Genomic DNA, 23608 nt, shown 5'->3' on the forward strand with positions numbered 1-23608 from the left:
GGGGGAATTAAAGAATGATCAAGTTCAAAAAAATGTGGTCGTTGTTAACGGTCACAGCACTTATCACACTCACAGCCTGTGGCAGTGGCGGCGGAAATAATGAAAACGCCAAACAAAACAATACCACATCGTCTGAGACTAGTTTATCTGAAGCAGATGCTGCTTTTGAAAAAGGTAAATACGATCCACCCATCGAGTTCAGTTCGGTATTGATGCCGAAGAAATATGTTCAAGGTGATACCAAAGAAAACAATGTTCACGATCGCTGGATGCTGGAAACACTGGGCATGAAGCATAAAGATACTTGGTATCCTGCCAATGACGATCAATACAGACAAAAGCTTCAGCTTGCCATTGCTTCTGGCGAAAAGCTGCCTGACTTCGTTTCTGTACCAACCAATGCAGTATTGACCAATCAACTGATTGATTCCGGTCAGTTCATTGCTATCGATGAGTTGTTCGACAAATATGCTAATAAAATTCTAAAAGATCATGCTGCAGCACACCCAGAACTTTGGTATCCATTCACAAAAGACGGTAAGAAATACAATATGCCGATCCTTGAATATACTGATAATGACGATACTCTTCTCTGGTTACGTGAAGATTGGATGGAAAAGCTGAACCTTCAGGCTCCAAAAACAATCGCCGATCTTGAGAATATCATGGACAAATTTAAGAACGAAAACCCTGACGGTCTAGCACCTAAAGATGTTTTCCCACTTGCGATTTCTTTGAAAAATAATACAAACACCTGGATGGGCCAACTCGACTGGTTATTCGGTGCTTACGGTACGATTGAGGAACAATGGAATAAAGATGCCGACGGCAATCTAGAATACGGTTCCATTAACCCTGGTGCTAAACAAGCCCTTGCTAAGCTTAGTGAGTGGATGGACAAAGGTTATATTCACACAGACTCTGCACTTTGGGATGAAGGTAAATCTGCTGAAAGCTGGACAAAAGGCGCCGCAGGTATTCTACCAGGGGCAAACTGGGTTCCAGACTGGCCGGCTCCCGATCTTATGAAAAATGTACCTGGAGCGAAGATCAAAGCTTATCCGGTTCCAGCAGGTCCAGACGGACTCATCGGTACCAAATGGCAGAACTCTGGGGTAAACGCTAGTATCATGATTAACAAAGATGCTAAGCACCCTGAAGCAATTTTCTTATACTACAACTACTTGCTTGATAACCTAGCTAATCCAGCAGCTGGTAGTGAATTTGAATACGGCTTTGCTAAAGGCTACGATTGGGACATGATTGATGGAAAGCCTACTAGTGATAAAGAGAAGATTAAAGACTTCTCCAATGAGTTTCCTTTCTTAACTGGACCGGCTCGTATTCCTGATCTGTTTATGAAAACATTGGTTAAACTTGCTGATGGTGAAACCCCTGTAACTCCTTATGAAAAACAAATGGCTGAGTTCCGTAAACCGGAAAACTGGGCCGCTGCAAAAGTTGTTATGTCACAAATAGACATTCGTAGACAGAACTATTTCACTGGCGCTGCGACACCAACGATGGTATCCAAATGGAATCTGCTTCGTCAATCCGAAATGGAAACCTTCAACAAAATCATTTACGGTAAGCTTCCTGTAGATGCCTTTGACTCCTTTGTTTCCAACTGGAAAGCAAATGGTGGTGATCAAATCACCAAAGAAGTTAACGAATGGTTCAAGTCTGTATCCACCAAATAGACTAAAGTAAATAAAAACAAGCCAGAGCGTGATCCTTTCGCTCCGGCTTATTTTTTTATGAATTCCTCATTAACTTTCGCTCGCTAGAATCCCTTTCAAATACCCCGTCAACTCTTTTGCCGCTTGTTCATGAGCTAATGCTCCCGGATGACTTCTTGCCCCTATGGTCTCATCCGTCATATTTGGAAGCTGCAATACAGAAACCTGCTTGTCCCCTGTTTTCTTGCTATAAACATCGACCGCGCGGTAGATCGCTGGCATCATCGGGATACCAAGCATCCCATATGCCCATACGAGATGTGCATGTTGATTATTTTTTCTAAGCTTCATCAGAAATTTCTCAGCGGCATCGACAAAAGCTTGTATATCATCCTCATGATAGGTCCCGTCTTCATTTAAGCGTTGTTTATGGCTCTCCCCTGTTACCTCATCTTTCCATTCTGGCGATTGAAAGGCGCCCCCATCATTTGTTCCTAGATTAACTACCACAACATCTGGCTGCCAGGTTTCAAAAGAATGTTCTTGAAAAGCTCCTAAAGCTTCGTTTTTTGCTCCAGTTAGAAGACCACAAACCTGCTCATAACAATCAGGGATATTACCGTGCGGATTATTATCCCAGCTAGTAAGGACTCCCCAGCCACTTTGAGAAATAACTCTATATTCTGCATTTAAAGCATCTGCTGTCATTCTGGTATAGTTGTTGATGGCGCTAAACCACATTGGAATCCAATCTTCTTCAGCCTTGGCACCTATACTTCCTTCTCCGGATGTGATGCTGTCACCTATGAACTCTATCTTGTGGGGTTTGTCCGCAACAGGCAGGAATTTTCCATCCATCTTCACCGCATGTATCTGCAAAGAGCAGCCAGGGTCTCCACTCATTGCCTGCACATCTTTTACAATACGAATATTGTTGACAACACGATCATTCATGCCTCTAAATACACAAATCCAATACCTGCCTGCTACTAACATTTGTCTGCTAACAGGAACGGAATTGATCAGGATGCTAATCCAGGGTTCATAAACATCATAATCTGCTTCTACTTCAAGCCATAGCTCAGAACTTTTAACATTTAATTCGACCGCACTGCCTGTCCAAAATAACGTTAGTGGAGAAAGTGACCCTGATGTTCTGCCGTGAATTTTCAGATGTTCGATATCAGCTAATGTATGTACCTTTAAGTTTGTATTCTGCTTCATAAAATCCCTCCTAATTTACCGCTAGAATCCTAATCTATACTTCTACTTCACTACTTCTTCAATACTATCTTATAATCCTTTTCCAAATAGCATATACTCTTCCTCTGGTACAATAGAATTAAATGAGGTCATGAACAAAGGTGGGATTGAAGTTGAAAGTTATACCTAACTGTATTACACTTGGCAGAATTATTTTGGCAATAATGCTGTTATTCTTCGAGCCGCTAAGTTCGGCCTTTCTTGCAATTTATATCCTTTGCGGAGTCACCGATCTGATAGATGGTCCAATTGCCCGAAAATCAGGCACAACAAGTAATCTCGGAGCAAAGCTGGATTCTGCTGCCGACACGATACTAATCGGGATCTGCTTATTTACTTTGTATCCATATCTGGGTCTTACCCTCGAATTCATCCTATGGATCTTCTTGATCGCGGCCATCCGCATAACATCGACAGGGATTGCCCTCCGCAGATTCAAAACTTACGCAAGTATCCATACCTACGGCAATAAACTCACCGGGCTTCTCTTATTTGTAACTCCTATATGGCTTTCCCATAGTAACCACACCATTTGGACAACCATTGTCTGTATAGTTGCAACCTTATCCGCTGTGGAAGAATTGATCATCCAAATCACATCCACTCAATTACAGCTGGACAGAAAAGGATGGTTTTATAACCCTCCTAATCAGGAATAATGAAAGATACCGTAGTTCCCACCCCAGAAATACTTTGAATCTTCAAGCCTTGTCCATATAATTGTGTTAATCTCCGATCTGTATTAAGGAGCCCAATTCCTTGATCCTTAAGACTTTTTGGTTGCAATAACTTACTGACTTGAGCTTCATCCATTCCAATCCCCGTATCAGCAATGATAAAATGAACAGCCTCCGCATGTGTCTCGATGTGAATACGCAAGGTTCCACCTTTTGCCCGACTTAAGATCCCATGCCGGACGGCGTTCTCGACCAGTGGCTGAATGGTCAGCGGAGGAATTAGAAGCTGTAGATTCGCGTCTACCTCCCATTCAACCTGCAGCCTCTCCTCAAAACGCTGCTGCTGGATATATACATAATTCTCGACCAGCTCCAGCTCTTGCGACAGCGAAACAAGTTTGCCTGCATTTAAGAAGTCAAAGCTGATCCGCAGATAAGTAGTGAATGCATCTGAAAGATCTTTCATTTTGACAGTGTCAAAATCACTCAAGGACATAATCGAATTTAATGTATTAAAGAGAAAATGTGGATGGATCTGCGCTTGTAAATAAGCAGCCTCCATTCTCAAACGATCATTGACTGCTTGCTTCATAGAAGTGAGCGACGAAGCACGATACTTCAATTCCATGGCATCTACTGGCTTGGTTACATAGTCATTAGCGCCAGCCAAGAAACCTGCATAGACATCCTCCTGCTCACTGCGAGCGGTCAATAGAATAATAGGAAGTTCATACATCGTGAACCGCTCGCGTATCAATCTTGTCAATTCATATCCAGACATGCCCGGCATCATCACATCAGCGATAACCAAATCGAACTGCTCATGATGCAACATATCCAGCGCCTCACGGGCTGAAGTCGTTGTATCAATCCGATAGGCTCCATCTGATAAAATATTTTGCAGAACTTTTAAATTGACCGAATCATCATCAACCGCTAGCACATGTATGATGTCAGCGTCTGTATCGAGCTTCGAGAGTGCCTCTACTTCCTTTGTGTTATAGGTGGCAGCCACCATAGCTGATTTCTCCGCAGTTATCCACGTACTGAATGGTGACAATGGATCCGAATCTTTTTCTGTATGAACATCTGGAATAGATGACTTCAGGCTCCCTTTAGCTACAGGTAATTTGAAGCTGAACTTACTTCCCTGACCCGGCTGCGATTGCAGCAATAATTCACTGCCATGCAGTTCGACCAGCTCCTTACAGATACTAAGCCCCAACCCAATGCCGCCTTGACCGTAAGCCCCTTGTTCATAGCGCATAAAAACACGCTTTTTCAAAGCTTCATCCATACCTACTCCTGTATCCGTAACATGTATCCATACATCCCCACCCACTTGTTCTGCGGCCAGTTCAACACTTCCCTGTTCGGTGTACTTTAGTGCGTTATGAACTAAATTAATCAGAATCTGCACCAATCGCTCCTCATCAGCATAAACACGAGGCAGATTCTCATCTATAGACATTCGAAGCTCCACCTTCGTCCCACCGGTTAAGAAACGTAACATATCCAGTACACCTTCAGCCAATGACCTCACTTGCAACGCCTTTATATTCATCACAATCCGCTTATCCTGCAATCGCACAACATCAAGCAAGTCATTCAGCATAAGCGACATCCGGCGACTGACCATAATTAGCAATTCCATGTCACGCTGGCTCTCTTCATCCAGCACATGTTTTTTTCTTGTTAACACACTTTGGGCAATATTCATAATCCCATGCAGTGGAGTGCGCAGCTCATGTGACGTATTGGCTAGAAAACGGTCCTTTAATTTATTGGATTCCGCCAATTGAGCGTTCAGTAACACATTTTGATGGGATTGATGAAAATATCTCCTAAACCAATAGGCGGAAAATGCGGCAAGGGCAGCAATTAAATCTACGGGATAAAACATAAATTGTGAGCTTCCGGCATAGTAGACAGCCCCCCACAACATATTATTTAGTACTGCTAACACTGAAAACAATAAAAATAGAGCACCTTCAGCTCGTAAGGATACCATCTTCCAAAAATAATATACCGTCCAACACACTGGAACGTAATACAGGATCATGTAATACCCTTTTCCGATGATATATAACACTGCCTCTTCAGGACCTACAATAATAAATAAAGTAAAAATGAGAACTGACAGGATGTAACTATAAAACGCCTTGCCTTTCCGTCGATTCCCCAATAGTTCTCTTCCCATCAATAAAAGGAATAAACAAAACCCTATATACGAAAGAACCTTTAACCTCAACATCCAGGCAAAATCAACATGAAGAAACCGGAACATCAGTCCATTATGTTCAACCCCAATGGATACAGCCGCAGCGACCATCATTAGAAAAAAAATAATCAGCTCTGTTTTTCGTACATCCATCAGATAGATAATCAATAAATACAACCCATGTAGAAGAAGCATGACTCCTACGACTAGCTGCAAGCCTATGGAATTCCAGTATATAGTGTCTACCTCATGTTGAATGCCAAACTCCACGGACCGAATTATGCCTCCTTTTAGTGGAGACTCATAATTTGACGTCCGAACAAACAGATCCAGATGCTTCTGATCTGTAGGTGTATAACTGATTAAGAATGCTTTCGTCACATAAACATGCTCTTCCTTCTCGTCAGATAACACTCCAAACCGTGAGAGAATTGTTCCATTAATCTCCACTTCAGAAGAAGTATAGATGGATTGGAACCAAAAGCTAAGTGGTTCAGACAAGGGGCGATCTAGCAGAATCCGCAAATGATAAGTTCCGTATCCATACGCCTTCTTTTGCTCAGCAGAATTGAATACAGAATTCCAGTTACCCGGCACCTGAAGCATCTGGCCTTTTAAAACACCATCCACATTGGCGGCATTCACCCATTGTTCAGGATAAAACTCCCATTCTCCATCCAATGGAAAGGAGCTTAGTGATTCAAGGTCTACTCCCCGCAAATCGAGCACACCTTGCTCCACTACAGGAGGATTGGACAGAGTAAAATGATTGTACCAGCTCCAGCGTATTGCAATCAGCAGGCAGATGAATACTACTATGTACAACATATGACTTAACTTAATTTTATTCTCCGAAGTTCTCATAGACTCCTCATTCGTCAATAGTATTTAATAGTGCTATATCCCTATCTCCAACTTTGAGCAATACAGTATGATTATACTATATTAAGAGGCCTATAGACGTATGTAATCCTATGTTCAGAGGAAAAAAACCAACCATCCCAAAGAGCAGATGGTCGATTCCTTTATTGTGATTTATTGATTAAAGCAGATCGCATCGCCGCGAACTTACTAGGCATTACTCCCACATTTGTTTTGAACGTCCGACTGAACAGATGAATACTAGAAAACCCCACATCTTCGGCAATCTCCGTTAGATTTTGCTTTCCCTGAATGATTCTCAATTTAGCCTGCTCGATACGAACATGCTTCAAATAATTATGAATGGTCACCCCAAGCTGAGTCTTGAACACATACGACAAATGATTGGCAGTCACACCAACATGCCTACTGATAGATTCATTACTTAACTGCGGATCTTGATAACACTGGTGCATGTGATGAATGGCGCCTTCAATTAAAGGCCATCCTTTGGTTCTCTTCCCTTCCGTTCCTTTGGACAGGTTCTGATTTCTAAAGAACAGAAACAACAATTCCAAACAGATAGACTTGTTGATTAATACCCCGCCGTACGTTGGATCTAGCAGCTCTTTTTGCAGTTGCATGAATCTTCTCTTCAATTCGATTCGATCTGGGAGCTGCAGATGAGATAGCGGATAAATATCAGCAAGCTGCATTTCACTTGGCATGATATCCTGGATCCCGGGCCTAAGTCCATCCGCTTGATCCGATGAGCTTTTATCCTCGTTATCATACAAATCAAAATGAAAGATATACTGCACTAAGGGTAAAGCCGAGGTGGACCTAATTATATGGGGCAAGCATGGATGCATGAGCAGCACATCCCCTTCTCGAACCAGGAACTTCACCCCATTCAAGAAAAACTCCGCCTCTCCCTGATCTATATAGGTATACACGTGATCTTGATCCAACCATTCACCTGCTAGTAAGGAGGATTCCATGACTTTGGCTACTCGAACATAAGGGGAAATGCTGTTCATCCACGACTCATTCACCTCGAATCTTCTCCTTCTTCTGACATTTTATTGATCTTATTTTATATCCTAACCGGAATCTTTAAGTGATCTTCTACATAATCTCGGCAGATTTCCATGGTATTGTACGGGCTATTTAGCGATTCGTCCACTTCGAGTGTCATCCAACCGGAATAATCAATTTCATTCAGCGCTTCAATAGTTGCGTGTAGATCAACAGATCCTTTGCCTAACTCACAAAAATGAGGAAGCTGTGTATCAAGTGTAGCGGCAGACCTGTCTGTCAGGTCCTTCAAATGAACATAAGCTACCCTGTCCTGATACGTTCGGATGATGGATGCCGGGTCCATCCCCGCTCCGAGCAGATGTGCTGAATCCGGGGCAAGATATACCACCCGCGGATCTGTCAGGCTCATCACAATCTCAATTTCTTTCTCGTCTTGCAATTCCGTCCACAAATGCGGATGAACACATGTCTTTACCCCTAAGGCATAGGTTCTTTCCGCCACTTCATTCATCGTGGCTGCGGCAACCTTCAATTCTTCCAGCGATGAGGGTTGATCCCGGGTGCCACCTGGCCCTAGGACAAGGATGTCTGCTCCACACTTCGCTATGATTTTAGCAAGTCGCACATTGTAGTCAATGATACCCGAAGTGTTCGCGGCATTGCCGAATTTTTGCTGCTGTCCCCCAGCCGTACCTCCATACAACGCAGTCATCTCCAGCCCGTACCCAGCCATGAGCTCTTGTAATTGTTCTGGACTTTCTTCATATTGAAGTGCAAAAGACGCCCACGGCTCAATCCCCGTGAAACCCAGTCTGGAGACTTCCTCCAACGCTTTGAAATGCGCTTGCCCCCAAGTGATGGTGTGTGCAGCGATTCTACCCTTGAACAGACTCATCCTTAACGCTCCTTCCAATGTGGGATTCGATGGGGTTAGATTTCCAGTGATGAGAATACTTTATCGAAGCCTGCTTTGGAACGAGAAAATAGTTCAGATGAACTTTGTGATGAAGCTGGCGCTAGCACTTCTTGAGCGATAACGCCCTTGTATCCGATCTTTTTCAAGCTTGCCAAGAATCCGGTAAGATCAATGGATCCTTCCCCTGGATACAATCGATCGGAATCAAGCAATTCCTCTATCAGCAGAGGTTTAGCATCATTAATATGGACATACGCAATTTGATGCGGTTGTAATTTCAGCAGGTCCTCCCTCGTTAATCCATTCGTATGCCAATGATAGGAATCCAGTAACAAACCGATATTTCTCACTTGAATTGAATCCATCCAGTCCAACGTATCTTGCATCGTCCAGATTAGCGGATTTGCCCATTGTGTACGTAAGTGATGAGGACCAACGAACTCTAAGGCTAGCGAAATACCATAGGCGTCTAATATTTCTGCACATAGTCTTAAACGTCTAGTGGCTGCAATCATGAACGGTGCGACCGGAAGATCTGTCGAAGGCAAAATATAGGTACAGCATGTGGTGCAATTTAATGCAGCAGCGGCCTCAGCCATCAGCGTAAGCGATTTCAGACTTTCCCTAAAGCTTTCCTCTGTCGTGCGCCAATCTACCTCTAAACCAAATGATCCTGACATGATGCCATGACTTTCCAGTAATTGGATGGCCCCATCCTTGCCATACTGCTGTACCAACTCTAATGGATTGACGTCTATGGCCTGAAACCCGAATTGGCTCGCAAGTCTGATATATTCTTCATTAGAAGCAATTTCTCCCAAACCCGCTGTTGTTAATCCTCTTATCATCGTCGTTCTCCCCCTTTATAACCAATCAAACAGTACGCCATTATACTGATCTTTGTTGGTTCTTAATCCCTCATAGGCTTCGCTAGCTTGCTCCGGCTTGATGACATGGCTAATCAAAGGTTCGATGTGCAGCTTCTGTTGTTGCATAAGCTCGAAGACAATGCCAGAATTACGCACCAAGGAATGTTTCACAAACGAATTAGGCTCTGTTGGATAACGCCATTCGTGAGCACCTTTAAATGTAATGCATCCCCGGTTATACAGATGACAGTAATTAAGCACATCCGTAATATCTGTATTGTATTCTCCACGCGGGCTGCCCAAAAAGATGATTTCTCCCTGTGAGCCGATGTATTGAAGACTATCAACCCCAACTTTGGAAACACCGGTTGCCTCAATATGACTGGAAACACCCTTGCCCTTAGTTAACGTCATAATCTGCTCTTTTACCAATCCTTCGCCACTGTCCAGTGTGTAATCCACACCGCATTGACGCGCGGTCCGCAGCCGTTCTTTGGACAAATCCATACCAATTACCGTAGCCCCCTGCAAACGCGCCAATTGAGCTGCAAGATTGCCTACCAATCCAAGACCTGTCACACTCACTTTGTCTCCAAGTTCGATATCCGACACACGTATCGATGTAAAAGCTACCGTAGCCATCCGGGTAAACGGTACCCATTTCAAGTCTAGCGCATCCTGCACTCGAATGAAAACATCCCTAGCTTCAACCACTTGATATTCGCAATGAGTTCCGTAATGAAAAACCACATCGCCCGTTTGAAATTCCTGAACACCTTTACCACATTCTACGATACGACTGACGCTTGCATAACCTGGACACAGCGGGAGTTTTGCCCAATCCTCTTTGCCAGATAACATTGCCATCTCCGTTCCCGGACTAATCAGCGAATAAATCAATTTTACGAGTACCTCATGGTCACCTAAAGCCTTAAGTACAAGCTCCTCTTCAACCGTTTCCACATGGTGTGGGCTCATAAACATTATCTTTCTATTTTTCATCCTCATTACCTCCCATGATCCTCAAACTTTCTATTTAAATGTATGCGTTTTTAGACATCATGTCTTTGACTGCAAAAATGTTTTTTTGTCTAAAAGTAAGATGGGAGGTAGAGTTTAAGTAAGGAAACGACATGTCATTCCTTTCATTTTCGTTCAAAGATCCTTATACTTGCTTGGAGAAGCATTTCAAGGGAGAATGAAAAGTATGGACATAAAAAAATTACAATACTTTATCGCAGTAGCAGAGGAACTGCATTTTAACCGTGCAGCAGAGAAGCTAAATATGACGCAGCCTCCCTTAAGCCAGCAAATTCAAGCTCTGGAGAATGAGATTGGTGTGAAACTATTAGAACGGAATAAAAGACAAGTTCGTCTCACGTCAGCGGGGGCGGTATTTCTAGAGGAGGCTAAATCCATTCTATCTCAACTGGAACGCTCTATTAAAACAACACAATTAGTCGATCAAGGAATTATCGGACATTTGAACATTGGATTTATAGATTCTGCAGCTGGTGGAGTATTGGTTGATATGTTAAAAATGTTTCGGGAACGTTATCCACAAGTACAACTCACATTACATGAGATGACGTCTGCTCAGCAGTGGCAGGCTTTACATGAAGGAACGATTCACATTGGATTTGTACGTTATACAGAGTCGGGCAAACATATCGACCATCGTCCCTTAGTCAATGAATCGCTTATTGCCGTTTTGCCAGAGCAGCATCACCTAGCTCATTTACCGGTGTTATCCATTCGCTCTTTAGCTTTAGAACCATTTATATCGTTCCCACGTCATTTAGGAGCTCCTTTTCATGACCTCATTATGAGCTTCTGCGCCCAACACGACATGTATCCGAATGTTGTACAGGAAGCCATTCAGATGTACACCATTGTAAACTTGGTAGCTGCTAATCTTGGAGTTTCCATTGTGCCCTCATCAGTTGCTATTTTTCAGCGTGAAGGTGTCGCATTTCGTCCCTTTGAAGAAAGCACACCATCGATTCCCCTTTATGCCGCTTGGAGAACCGATTGCGATCGTGCCTCCTTATCCGCGTTACTAGAGATCATAGGACAAATGAGTTCAGAAGCTATTAATCTTGAATAATATAATATTCAGCCCGTTTTTCTAGGATCACGTTCAACGAGTCCTTCTAGCACCCTATCGATTTCCAACATCACTTCCCTATCCAGACGAACTCCCGCAGCTTTGGCATTTTCTATAACCTGCTCAGGCTTGGATGCCCCAATAATTGCAGATGAGACTTGTGTATTTTGCAACACCCATGCTATAGCCAACTGCGGAAGCGTCAACCCAACTTCACTGGCGATGGAAGAGAGATTCGAGACCGCCGCAAGCACCTCAGTCCGAAGCCACTGACCCGCCAATTTATTCATAAATGGTGAGCCCGCAGCGGTTGAAGCACGAGAACCCTCTGGCAATGGTTGCCCTGGCATATATTTACCTGAAAGAATCCCTTGAGCAAGCGGTGACCAGACCACCTGTCCAATCCCTTCCCGCTCACAAGCTTGAACTATCTCCGTCTCCATCACACGCCATAACATCGAATATTGAGGTTGACTAGCCACCAATGGCACCTTCAATTCCCTCGCCAAAATAACACCTTCTGCTATCTGATCCGCCGTCCACTCACTTATCCCGACATAGAGAACCTTACCTTGACGCACCAGATCCGAAAAAGCCAAAAAGGTCTCTTCAAGGGATACTGTTGCGTCAAAGCGATGCGCATAATAGATATCAATATAATCGGTCTGTAATCTGTTCAGTGAAGCATGGCACGCCTCCATAATATGCTTGCGGGACAGACCTCTTGCGTTACGTCCCGTCCCTGTGGGATGGCACACCTTGGTACACAATTCGATATCAGCTCTGTGCACTCCTTTTAATGCTTGGCCCAGCACCATCTCAGCTTTCGTATCGGAATATACATCTGCAGTATCAAATGTTGTGATCCCTACATCCAATGCAGCGTGAACACAAGCATGGGCAGTATCATTGTCCACTTGAGCACCATGTGTAATCCAATTACCATAAGCAATTTCACTTAGATGTAAGCCACTCGTTCCTAATTTGCGATAGTTCATTTTATACCCTCCTTTAGATAACAATCTGATTGTAACAAAGAGCTATTAATACGAGAAATACTCTTTAATATGCGGTTTAATTCAAAAAAAATATTACTGAGATCCTTAAAGATAATAAAAAACGCCCTTTAGGCGTTTTTTTCGGTACATATTCTGTTTCGAAACTCTAACTTCGCCTATACTCCGGTGAGTATTAACCTCCAAGCCTTGTTACCGCACCACAACTAACAGTACAATAATTCCGAGCCAAAACAGCCAGCTTACTGGGTGACCGAAATTTAATCCCCAGCCGACTCCGAGCCTTTTCTTGACGATTAGGTTTGGATCTTTGCGATTGAAATAAATCATACCTAATCGCCATTTATCATCGTCATGGACAGGTCTGACATTGGAGCTATCGGCAGATCGCTCCAAGCGGCTTTCGCCCTGACCAGCCCAGAACGTTAAGGCCAAGGCGTATAGGATGACAAGGGCTATTATGATTAGGATAATAGGGATAGCGAAACTCATGTTAAGCAGAGATATCATGTTTAGTTGCACGACGGAAAACAGGATAACTATTAAGAAGCTTGCTGTAAGCATAAAATATGACCAAGTACGGCGGTAAGCTGCGTCTTGTCTGATGGAACGGTTAGGATCATTGGGTTGAACCTGCTGCTTTACTCTGCGAATACTCCAATTCTCAAATATGAACAAAAGTGTTATGAACACTTGCATGATCGTAGGCATAAACACAGAACTAAAAGATTTAGCTGCATAGCGGTCTACGTTCCAACTGCTGTTGTAATGGATCGGAATCTGATCAGGAATCAGATCGTAGTTGCGCAGCACAGTTACAATACTAACAACAGTAATTAAAACATGAATGAGGAACCAATTATTAGACAAGCCAATGTTTCTTTTCCGAAATCCAGTGTCCACTGCCATGATCGATGGTTCCAGAGCAATAGGCAGCATAGGTAGTAAACTTTTCATTTTGAAATGATAGCTAATGTTTATGACTAGGGAGATTCCGACCATGGCGAGTGAATAAGTGACAATGATCCAACTTTGTTGCTTGGAATGTTCATCACCGTATATTAGACAGATGATACAAACAATGAATAGGATGGTATGCAAGGTTGCACTAATCCTAGCATATGACTTCCGCATCTGGCGCAGAGGCTCACTATAGAATTGTACAGGGCTGACGGTGACCCCAAAACTAATCGTCTCTTTTGTTAAATAAGGCATGCATACCATGAGTACAATGGCAGGTACAAATACAAAGATCATTACTATAACAGGCATTATCGTCATATCATTCGCCTCCTCTTATACATAAGTGTGTATTTGAAAACTCTATAACCCTTATAGCATAGGCAATTGAGCACTATGCCTTTTTGCGTATGATGATCCTATTAACTTAGGATAGGTGATCGACTTGAACATAAATTTTATTATAATCGATTTTAGTGACTATAGGGGTGAAATTAACAATTTATCCAGTTTTTTTGCTGCGCAAAGCTACTCATCTGACAACTCAATTATGGCAATTACATCTGTTTGAAATTCTGTGTTGGTAAAGGACTCGCCTCTTATCTGCAATGGTGCGGATTACTGCGTCAGAGTATAAATAAGTCCGTCCATGCTTAATATAGTACTTGCTCAGGTTTGTTCCATTAACTCATGCATGGTCATATGCAGCACTTCTTTAGCATTTGCAAGAATGTACTCCGCTACTTTTTTCTCTGATTCTGGCAATTCATTTAAGTCTAGCTCAATTTGCGAAATCATACTTCCCCGCAATTATACCCGCTCCAACAAATGCAGGAATCATTAGTATGAAAATATTTCCGATTTTTCGCAAAAAGTTCTTGAACGGTTTATCATTCTTCTTTTTAAGCTGCGCCTTCATTTGTGCGCTTTGTGCTTGTAATTGCTCAGCCCAAGTCGCTATTTTCCTAATACTCATTTGACTATATTGAGCAATCTAAATTTTGTATCACTTCTATGATTCTACACGTTCCTTTTATTGACGAATTTTTCTTTCAATATTAAACTATAAATAAGAAATTAAATTCCAAAAAATCGTTTTTTTCATTCATTAAATTTATCCCAACATTACGGCGCAGGAGGAAATGAAGATGACGACGACACCAAACATCATCGTAATGAACCATCCAACTAGAGAGCAGCTTGAAAATATTTACGATATTTTAGATGAATGCTTTTCCGTAGGCCGAGCCTTTTTCCAAGAAAGATTAGACCTAGACACCACATATGATCCAGATACAACATGGTTTGCGATGGTTGACGATAAGATTGCATCTAATGTACAAATTTTTCCGTTTCATATTAGAGTCGGTCAAGCGATCTTGAAAACGGGTGCAATGGGGAGTGTCGGTACAGATCTAAATTACCGCGGGCTGGGGCTTGCACACAAAATTCTTCATGCGCAGACCAACTATATGAAAGAAACCGATTATGATATAAGCTTGCTTTTGGCTAGTAAGCATGCGTTTTATGAAAAAGCTGGCTGGAGACTTATTCCCGAGACTGCTTTCGCAATTGAAAAACCAGCAAGTTTGGAGCAGCAGCAAAGCAGTGATGAAATCATTCCTTTTGAAGCCTGTTATCTCGATGATATCCGTTTCATCTATGAACAATTTAATAAGAATCGTACCTACACCGTGATCCGAAGTAAAACGTATTGGAATGATTTATTGACCTGGCCGGAATGGAAGAAAGTTGACTGCTTGCTCCTTCGCAGAAATGGGAAAATCGTCGCTTATGGCATCATTGAAAAGAAAGATACTGAACAAGTATTCATTAATGAATTATTGTATTTGAACGAAGCCGAAAACGGCGTTGAAGCTTTGTTTCATGCCTTATGTCAGCTGCGCCAAAATGCAAAGCAAATATTAGCGATGCTCCCAGAGGACCATAAGCTATATTCCTATTACCAACAGCATCAAGCAAATTCAATTCAAATCAATATGGCGATGTGGAAAATGATCAATCTCAGTTCAACTTTCCATAAGCTTCAGCCTGAATTAGAAGATCGCCTAAACCGTAGCAACATAATTGCAGGCCAGGAGCTGCATATTGCACTTCGCAGCAATGAGGACTGTATCTACTTGGATTATAAGCAAAAGCAGCTTTCTGTTTCGGATGCTAGTAATCATACCAATCCCTATACTTCAATAGAAGTAGATGAACGCGAGCTAATGACTTATATCATGTTCGGCTATAATGAAGCAGGCGCAGCAAAGGACAGTACTGAGGACGCTAACATCCTTCAAGCTCTATTTCCGAAACAACTAGCCGTGTTTTATTTGACCGATAAATTTTAAGCCATTTTTGATTCCTACCATTTTAAAATAAGGGTGTGTCGCAAGTCCAACTGCTCGGACTTATGACACACCCTTATTTTTCCATAGCGACAAAAACTAGTCGTTGTTCATTTTTGATCTTCCTAACAGGACAGCACCGTAGGCTGCATCCTTAATCGGCAAAATCAGCTTTGTTTGCGGGTAGCTCTGTGCGAGCTTTCGCTCCAAGGCTTCTTTCACAAAGCGAGACTTTTGCAGCACACTTCCTGCAATCGCAATCGGACTTTCATATAGCTTAAGCCGTTCAATAACAGGCACAACAAGTTCATATAGATTGGCTGCACATTTCTCCGCTAACGCTATTGCATGTGCATCGCCCTTCTCGCATGCGGTCGTCATAATCGGTGCGAGCTGCGCAATATCTTTTTTCGTAGTATTTTTATCATAAACAAAGCCAATAATCTCTTTCACAGTGCTTAATCCAAGCTGCTCATATACCATCGCTGGGATGACCGTATCGGTTATTCTTCCGTCCTCCACTTGAACTAATCCGGATAATAGATCCCGCCCAATGCTATAACCGCTTCCCTCGTCATCAATCAGATGACCAAAGCCTCCTGTGCGATGCTGCTCTCCTTTTTCATTGACCCCGAAGCAAATCGATCCTGTACCGGCAATGAGAATGATGCCTTGCATCGCATTTTGTGCCCCGTATAATGCAGTTTCTTGATCGCCTGTAATCGTTAATGGCCCGATATAACCGTTATTTCTCACATGCTGCTCCAAAAAATTGATGACCAGCGGATTACTTATTCCTGCCGCACCTATACATATATGAGCAACTTCTTGTAAATTACCGCAGTAGAGCTTCGTTTGACTAAAAATTTCCTCAAAGGAGGCGGCAATAGCATCAGCATCACCACCGTTATAATTAATAGGCCCTACAGTAAAGGTGAATAAAGAGTCTTCCTGGTCATGCGTAATGGTGACAGCTGTTTTCGTGCCACCCCCATCAATTCCAACGATAAATGCCATACCTATGTCCCCTTGTTGTACTTTTTATCTACATCTGAATCGTAATCTTGGCGGTGGGTACAACCTCACCATTTAGGATTGGAAGGAGTGATTTGAATGCATCAAGTGTATACTCAAATGCCGCAATTCCGCAGAACTCGCCTTCGATTAACGGTAAGTCATACGGGCGACCTAATGTAATGGCCGTTACTTTGCAGCCTGCTGCCAGCAGCTTCTGAACAAGCGCAAGCTGACCTTTGTTTTCACGCGCATTGAACAAGCCGATAACAATATGCTTGTAGCCTTGTACCTTTGGCAGCGCAGCGTTGATTTGCTCCTCGCTCGGGTCAATGTCGATAATCTCATAAGCTGTATTGAAATGCTCCCCCATATATTGCGGAAAGCTAAGAGCTTGATTCAAGCTGCTGGACGCAAGATCGGTGCGGTATGAATAGGAACCCATAAATAACACTTGCTCGTCACCGGTATGAATGGGCTGGAGCTCACCTTTCATGAGGCAGATCGTTTCCGTACGCATTAGCTCATTTGCTCGGCGATGTACATCGCAGCCAACTAGTTCATAATCTAGCTCCTCAATCGTCGCATATTGTGCTTTATAAGCTAAAATTTTTGTAACAGCTGCATCAATCAGCGCTTCATCCAAATCACCGGTGGCTACAGCTTCTTCGATCAAATGAATCGCTTCCTTCACTGTCTCAGGAGTATGACTAATGAATACCAAATCAATACCTGCTTTAACAGCTCCTAACGCTCCTTTTGCCGTACCATAGTATCGTTTGATCGCGTCCATTTCTAAACAATCTGATACAACTAACCCTTTATATCCTAATTTTCCTTTTAATATCTCTGTAATAATGGTATGAGACATAGTTCCGGGCACACCGGATTTTTCAATTTTCGGAAATAAAATATGTGCACTCATAATCGCTTGAGCGCCTTGCTCAATTGCGGCCTTAAACGGCAGCAGCTCAAGCTGCTCTAATTCCTCAAGTGTTTTTTCAATGGTAGGCAAGCCAATATGTGAATCGACATTTGTATCACCATGACCTGGAAAATGCTTAAGTGAGGACATGACGCCTCCATCGAGCAATCCCTTCATCATTTGAATTCCATACTGGGATACTGTTGCAACAGAATCACCATATGAACGAACATTTATGACTGGATTCAATGCATTATTGTTAACGTCCATAACTGGAGCTAGATTAAAATTAATACCTAATGCTTTCAATTCTCTGGCAGTCATTCTGCCTGCTGCATACGCATTTTCAGGTCGTCCTGAAGAAGCAATTGCCATGGCTCCAGCAACATTGGTCGCGTCTTTAGGCATACGAGTGACTCGACCGCCTTCTTGGTCGATCGTAATAAAGCCCGGGATACCAGTATGTGTCGTGTACCATTGCTGCAGCTCAGTAACAAGCTCGCCTAATTGATATTTATTGTCGATATTATGTGAGAATAAAATAATATTGCCGACTTTATAATGCTCAATAACTTCCTTCAGCTCAGGAGTGATCTCGGTTGAAGGGAAGCCTGTTACGAACATTTGTCCAATCTTTTCGCGCAAGCTCATATGTTCTATTGTTCTCATCAATTATTCACCTTCCTCTAGCGATATAAATGATACTGCTGTGTTATTTCTGCAAATTGCTTGCTTTCCGCTGCAAACTGTTCAAGCAGCTGCTTGGCTTGAATATTGTCCGTACGATACATGTTGTCTCCCCCCAGCAAATCGATAAATGGACGAGAGCCCTCCTTCACAGGAGGCAGGAATGAAAATTGCTCGTACAAATCTCTTATCGTAAATAATAAGGTTACCCCAACTTCTAAAGGCCTCAGCACTTGGAGATCTGTAATGTAAATTTGTACCCCGCCGCATAGCTCGCCACAATGTTTAGATGACGTTGGCTTGAAATGAACTGGACGAAAAAGCACACCCGGGATACCTTTTGCATTCATCTCATCTGCCAATTGCTGCGCTTGAATGAACGGAGCACCAATCATTTCAAAAGGGAACGTTGTTCCACGTCCTTCGGAGCAGTTTGTGCCTTCAAATAAACATGTTCCTGTATATAATAACGCCGTTTCATATCGTGGTATTCCAAGTGAAGGATGAACCCAAGTTAATCCTGTATCCGGGAAGGACATGCTCCGTTCCCAGCCTTCCAAACGAACGACATGCAGCGATGCATTCCAATTCATTTGATCATTTGCCATCGTTGCTACCTCACCTGCTGTTAAGCCGTATCGCACGGCTAGCTCGTAATTTCCAACAAATGATTTGAAGCCAGGCTTCAAGACATTTCCTTCTACCGTTACCCCGTTAAGCGGATTAACACGATCAAGAACAACAAATTCTACACCTGCATTTGCACAATCTTCAAGTGCATACAGCATCGTATAAATAAATGTGTAATAGCGTACACCAACATCTTGAATATCGTATACAATGATGTCTACTTCATTCAGCATTTCTTTTGTTAAACGCTTGGAGTCTTTACGGTACAAGCTATAGACTGGAACATTCGTAAAAGGATCCATGTAAGTGTCTACTACTGCCCCTGCATCCAAATCTCCGCGAACGCCATGCTCAGGTGAAAACATCGCAGCAAGATTAAAATTTTCATGTAATATAGTAATCGTTGATGCAAAATCCTTCGTAAGACCTGTCGGCGCTGTAATCAATCCTACGCGCTTACCTTCGAACAAATAACGATAATTCGTTATAGAATCAATCCCATTTAACACCATATGAAGCTGCCTCCTAGCTGCTTTTTCGCATAAATGGATAGAACAAGGGAATGTTTCCTGCTATACATAGAAACACTCCCTCTTAGCTAGTTGAATAGTTACCAAAGACTAGACTGCCTAACCTTCACCGTTTCAGCAGGCACCATAAATGCTTCTGCATATGTCTTTCTTGCTTCACAGCCGCGAACAACTGCTAGTGCTTTATAGTAATCCATGTATTTGAAAGATTTGCTATTCGTCACAAACCAATGCTTGCTTAAAGCATCTATCCATAGATCAAATGCCGCTTGATCAAAATCCACATATACGTAAGGGACATAATCAACCGCATCCTCCCAGTTTTCGGAGTAATATAATCTTGCTGCAAAATGCGCGGGGAGCGCTCGTTCAAAGGATGATAGACTTGCGAAGAAACGGGCATCATTTACGATATGATGCGTTAGCGCATGGTCCTTATGCATACTGTTTTTCCAGTGTGTAATAATAATGTTAGGCTTCACGCGACGAATTACATCACAAACCTCCATACGAATTTCTTGATTGTCAGGCAACTCTCCGTCACAATAATCATCGAATACAATGGCTTCACCACCTAGCATATCCGCAAAAACCTGTGCCTCTTTCACTTTTTGCTGACGATATTCCTTCATATCCTGTCCTGCCGGGACCCCTCGTTCACCCGCAGTTAACGCTAATGTCACAATGCGATCTCCCTTTAAACTATGACTAGCGAGTACACCACCAGAAGCTAGCTCCACATCACCAACATGCGCTCCAATTGCTAATACTGTGAATTTTTCGCTCATCTTTAAAGTTCCCTCCGCAATATAGAAAATTGTTTTTCAATAGTAAAGCCCGCTTTTTGATAGATTCGAAGAGCCGGATTATTATTTCCAGTGAATAGAGAGATATATTGACAGCCCACATTTTGAAAAGCTTCAACCATTCGGAAAAATAATACACTGCCAAGGCCATGCCCCTCATGCTCTGGGTGCACTCCGATACCGCAAAAAAATGCTCTTCCATCAGGCTGCGAAATAATTGGACCTGCAAAGCCCACAACCTCGTTGCCGTACACAGCTACTACAAGTGGTGCGCCAACCTTCACGTAAGTAACAATATCCTTCTTCCACTGCGGATTTTGCAGGGCAGCAAGCGTTGCTTCAAGCCCTGTATGTAAATCAGGGACATAGGACGTAATGTAATAGTCCTTGCTATTTGCATTGGTTTCCTTATCTAAAATATCTTCGGGAACTATAAAGCTTCCGAGTTTTAAATACATGCCGCATTGCGTCGCTCGATCTTCGTAGCCTCTAGCCATTAAAGCTTCATATAATGGCTGGTCCTTACTGATGCCCGGGGCATTATTATGCTCATGCTGAGGTGCACTTGGTATACTCCACTTCAGCTTAACAGGGTTGAAAAACAATACATCCGCTTGTCTTTTCCCAAGTTCTTGGAATCTTTTTTCTAAACGCAATAGAAAAGCATCGTAAAGCTCCAGAGAAGCCACATGGGTATCTATAATAACACTCGTAATATAACCGGCCACATCTCCAAGAGGGAGATCGTCACCGCAGCAGCCAGCTGCAAAACCAACAATCCCTTTTTCGTCACAGCCTACCCATATACAGTCAGCGTCAAAATAAGGATGGTCGATGAATGTATCTTGAAACTCTCGCTCTGTAAATGGCTTATAATCATATTTTGTAGCCTCACGATTCCAAAGCTCTACAACTGCAGAGTGATCTTCAATTGAAAAGGATCTGATTTGCATCATTTAAGCCTCCTGTGAACGTCCAATATAGGGCCAGGAAATTTTGCCCATTACTACTGGCTGTGAAGCTCCAGTTACTAGCGGGATATTGTTTGGTAAGCGCTCCATCGTGTAATACGCTAGCAGAGCAAAAGCAATTGCTTCCTTAGCATCACTATTACCACCGATATCCTCCTGCGTCAGCACCTGCACGTTATGCGGTGCAAATAAGTGCTGCAAATCACGCAAAAGCGTCTTGTTATAGCTTCCACCGCCGCCAATTAACAATTGCTCAGCCTGGTGCTGCGGTGCAATATACCGTTCATAGCTATCGACGATGCTCCAGGCAGTTAAGTACGTAGCTGTTGTAACAACATCTTCTGCTTTCCAGTGATTAACCTTCATCATTTCAATAATTTGTGCCACGTATTGTTGGCCAAACCGTTCTCTGCCTGTCGATTTTGGTAACGGCATCGTATAATATTTATCCTGCTGCATCCATTTCAATAGCTCATCAATCACTTGACCGCCCGCACCAATTTCGCCATTAACATCCATTGTCATTGGTATAAATAATTGCGATACAAGGCCATCGATAATCATATTTCCAGGACCCGTATCAAAAGCAAATACCTCATCCGGTGAGGCATTTACAGGCAAAACAGTCACATTGCCTATTCCGCCAATATTTTGCATCAGAAGTGTTTTCTTTGGATTGTTAAACAATAAGTATTCGGTAAATGGTACTAACGGAGCTCCTTGTCCACCCATTGCCATGTCAGCAACTCGAAAGTCTGATACGCAAGGAATTCCTGTGCGATTGGCGATAACTGCACCATCCCCAATCTGAACGGTACAATGCAGATTATAGCCGCCCATAACATTCTCTTCCGGAGCATGATAGATTGTTTGACCATGCGATCCTACTGCGAATATTTGCGAAGGCGAAAGGCCGCATTTCCCTATAACGGATAATGTGGCTTGGGCGTATAATTCGCCAAGCCACATATTCATTGCGCCAACCTTATCAATCGTAGCGCTAGCGGGATCAAAAAGCTCAAATATGGAGTTTCTAACTTGCACCTCAAAAGGAGTGTTTTCAAAAGCCAGTAATTCAATCTCTACTCCATGCTCTTTTTCGGCTGATGGGAAAAGCTTAACTACTGCTGCATCAATACCATCTACTGATGTACCTGACATCAAGCCAACAAAGTATGTTGCATCCACTTTTGATTGTTTGTCCATTAACCTTTCACCGCTCCAACTGTTACCCCTTCAAGGAAGTATTTTTGTAAACTGAAGAACAAAATAAACATTGGAACTGCTGAAATGGTTGCCCCCGCCATCATCGGTGCAAAGTAAGTTGTATTCGCAAAGCGAAAGTTTTTCAAGCCGACCTGAATGGTTTGCATATCCATCGTATTCGTTACTAGGAACGGCCAGAAAAAGTCATTCCATGCCGCCATGAACGTTAGGATTGCTAGTACTGCCATAATTGTTTTAGATAGAGGCATAATGATATACCAGAAGATTTTAGGCTGGGAACAACCTTCGATTTTAGCAGATTCAATAATTTCACCTGGAATGGAGGACATGAACTGCTTAACCAAGAAGATATTGTATACCGTTACTATGCTCGGCATAATCAACGCAGTGTACGTATTTTGTAATTCAAAAATATTTACGATCAAAATATATAGTGGAACCTGAGTAACTTGAACAGGAATCATCATAGATCCCAGCAAAATAGCGAACAAAATGTTTTTCCCTTTAAATTTCATTTTTGCAAAAGCATATCCAGCAAGAGTAGCAAAAAATACGTTAGATACCGTGATACACGCTGCCACTATAAAAGAGTTCAATAACCAGTCCCATGTATGTGGGCTAAAGTTAAAAAAGAATTTATAAGATTCAAATGAAATCTTCTTTGGTAGGATAGAATAGCTCATTGCACCAGCTTCTACCGGATCACCGAACGAGGAAATGACCATAAAGTATATCGGGAATATGGTAGCTGCGGCGAATAGGATAAGGAACGTAATGTTTGCACCATTACGTATAAACAGATACCCTTTGCTTCTTAAGCTATTGTTGTACAAACCCATAGTATTCTGCTCCTT

20 protein-coding genes and 1 pseudogene are annotated in these 23608 nt (G+C 42.6%); 4 read left to right on the top strand and 17 right to left on the bottom strand.

Going from position 1 to position 23608, the window contains the following annotated elements; genetic code table 11:
* Positions 1-14 precede the first annotated feature (14 nt).
* The gene (locus MHI25_RS19600) at positions 15-1700 is read left to right on the top strand and encodes an ABC transporter substrate-binding protein (RefSeq protein WP_076127158.1); all 1686 of its coding nucleotides are present in this window, start codon (positions 15-17) and stop codon (positions 1698-1700) included.
* 69 nt (positions 1701-1769) lie between these two features.
* Here the strand turns inward: MHI25_RS19600 and MHI25_RS19605 are convergent, their stop codons facing one another.
* The gene (locus tag MHI25_RS19605; protein ID WP_340394016.1) at positions 1770-2903 is read right to left on the bottom strand and encodes an SGNH/GDSL hydrolase family protein; all 1134 of its coding nucleotides are present in this window, start codon (positions 2901-2903) and stop codon (positions 1770-1772) included.
* Between the two features lie 152 nt (positions 2904-3055).
* On the opposite strand from MHI25_RS19605, the gene MHI25_RS19610 reads away from it, so the two are divergent.
* Positions 3056-3601 (top strand): CDP-alcohol phosphatidyltransferase family protein, encoded by a 546-nt coding sequence (locus MHI25_RS19610; protein WP_076304574.1) that lies wholly within the window; start codon positions 3056-3058, stop codon positions 3599-3601.
* Here the strand turns inward: MHI25_RS19610 and MHI25_RS19615 are convergent.
* From MHI25_RS19615 to MHI25_RS19635, 5 genes are all read right to left on the bottom strand, one after another.
* Positions 3588-6704: an ATP-binding protein gene (locus MHI25_RS19615; protein ID WP_340394017.1), complete on the bottom strand. Its 3117-nt coding sequence runs from the start codon at positions 6702-6704 to the stop codon at positions 3588-3590. The two genes, MHI25_RS19610 and MHI25_RS19615, sit on opposite strands and share 14 nt — an antisense overlap.
* A gap of 161 nt (positions 6705-6865) precedes the next feature.
* Entirely contained in the window at positions 6866-7756 is an 891-nt protein-coding gene (locus MHI25_RS19620; RefSeq protein ID WP_248548601.1) for an AraC family transcriptional regulator, read from the bottom strand.
* Between the two features lie 41 nt (positions 7757-7797).
* A complete protein-coding gene (locus tag MHI25_RS19625; protein WP_340394019.1) occupies positions 7798-8637 on the bottom strand; it encodes a sugar phosphate isomerase/epimerase in 840 nt (279 codons plus the stop codon).
* 35 nt (positions 8638-8672) lie between these two features.
* Complete coding sequence (locus MHI25_RS19630; protein ID WP_340394021.1) at positions 8673-9506, bottom strand: sugar phosphate isomerase/epimerase; 834 nt, start codon at positions 9504-9506, stop codon at positions 8673-8675.
* A 15-nt stretch (positions 9507-9521) separates the two neighbouring features.
* The gene (locus tag MHI25_RS19635; protein WP_340394023.1) at positions 9522-10529 is read right to left on the bottom strand and encodes a zinc-binding alcohol dehydrogenase; all 1008 of its coding nucleotides are present in this window, start codon (positions 10527-10529) and stop codon (positions 9522-9524) included.
* Between the two features lie 205 nt (positions 10530-10734).
* Between MHI25_RS19635 and MHI25_RS19640 the strand changes: the two genes are divergently transcribed.
* Entirely contained in the window at positions 10735-11634 is a 900-nt protein-coding gene (locus MHI25_RS19640) for a LysR family transcriptional regulator (protein ID WP_339281146.1), read from the top strand.
* 8 nt (positions 11635-11642) lie between these two features.
* Here the strand turns inward: MHI25_RS19640 and MHI25_RS19645 are convergent, their stop codons facing one another.
* The 4 genes and pseudogenes from MHI25_RS19645 to MHI25_RS19660 form a co-directional block, all read right to left on the bottom strand.
* Positions 11643-12632, bottom strand: a complete 990-nt coding sequence (locus MHI25_RS19645; protein WP_339281147.1) for an aldo/keto reductase family protein — start codon at positions 12630-12632, stop codon at positions 11643-11645.
* A 210-nt stretch (positions 12633-12842) separates the two neighbouring features.
* Positions 12843-13931 (bottom strand): DUF1648 domain-containing protein, encoded by a 1089-nt coding sequence (locus MHI25_RS19650; RefSeq protein ID WP_340394024.1) that lies wholly within the window; start codon positions 13929-13931, stop codon positions 12843-12845.
* A 348-nt stretch (positions 13932-14279) separates the two neighbouring features.
* Complete coding sequence (locus MHI25_RS19655; protein ID WP_081383209.1) at positions 14280-14408, bottom strand: hypothetical protein; 129 nt, start codon at positions 14406-14408, stop codon at positions 14280-14282.
* Positions 14398-14532: pseudogene (locus tag MHI25_RS19660) on the bottom strand (PTS sugar transporter subunit IIC); the annotation flags it as partial. The gene MHI25_RS19655 and the pseudogene MHI25_RS19660, both read right to left, overlap by 11 nt.
* A 226-nt stretch (positions 14533-14758) precedes the next feature.
* On the opposite strand from MHI25_RS19660, the gene MHI25_RS19665 reads away from it, so the two are divergent.
* Positions 14759-15967, top strand: coding sequence for a GNAT family N-acetyltransferase (locus tag MHI25_RS19665; RefSeq protein ID WP_248548597.1), 1209 nt, complete (start codon positions 14759-14761; stop codon positions 15965-15967).
* Positions 15968-16063: 96 nt separating this feature from the next.
* Here MHI25_RS19665 and MHI25_RS19670 read toward each other — a convergent pair whose 3' ends face one another.
* The 7 genes from MHI25_RS19670 to MHI25_RS19700 all read right to left on the bottom strand — a co-directional run bounded on the left by MHI25_RS19670 (position 16064) and on the right by MHI25_RS19700 (position 23593).
* Complete coding sequence (locus tag MHI25_RS19670) at positions 16064-16981, bottom strand: BadF/BadG/BcrA/BcrD ATPase family protein (protein ID WP_248548596.1); 918 nt, start codon at positions 16979-16981, stop codon at positions 16064-16066.
* 28 nt (positions 16982-17009) lie between these two features.
* A complete protein-coding gene (locus tag MHI25_RS19675) occupies positions 17010-18572 on the bottom strand; it encodes a glycoside hydrolase family 3 protein (protein WP_076190778.1) in 1563 nt (520 codons plus the stop codon).
* A gap of 17 nt (positions 18573-18589) precedes the next feature.
* Positions 18590-19732, bottom strand: coding sequence for a DUF1343 domain-containing protein (locus MHI25_RS19680; RefSeq protein WP_036688711.1), 1143 nt, complete (start codon positions 19730-19732; stop codon positions 18590-18592).
* 98 nt (positions 19733-19830) lie between these two features.
* A complete protein-coding gene (locus MHI25_RS19685; RefSeq protein WP_076106428.1) occupies positions 19831-20538 on the bottom strand; it encodes a PIG-L family deacetylase in 708 nt (235 codons plus the stop codon).
* A 2-nt stretch (positions 20539-20540) separates the two neighbouring features.
* The gene (locus MHI25_RS19690) at positions 20541-21512 is read right to left on the bottom strand and encodes a GNAT family N-acetyltransferase (protein WP_312148213.1); all 972 of its coding nucleotides are present in this window, start codon (positions 21510-21512) and stop codon (positions 20541-20543) included.
* The gene (locus MHI25_RS19695; RefSeq protein ID WP_340394028.1) at positions 21513-22733 is read right to left on the bottom strand and encodes an anhydro-N-acetylmuramic acid kinase; all 1221 of its coding nucleotides are present in this window, start codon (positions 22731-22733) and stop codon (positions 21513-21515) included.
* Positions 22733-23593, bottom strand: coding sequence for a carbohydrate ABC transporter permease (locus MHI25_RS19700; protein ID WP_076127188.1), 861 nt, complete (start codon positions 23591-23593; stop codon positions 22733-22735). The genes MHI25_RS19695 and MHI25_RS19700 overlap by 1 nt, the downstream gene beginning before the upstream one ends.
* Positions 23594-23608 lie beyond the last annotated feature (15 nt).

The organism is Paenibacillus sp. FSL E2-0177 (genome assembly GCF_037992975.1).
Lineage (GTDB): Bacteria > Bacillota > Bacilli > Paenibacillales > Paenibacillaceae > Paenibacillus_AQ > Paenibacillus_AQ odorifer.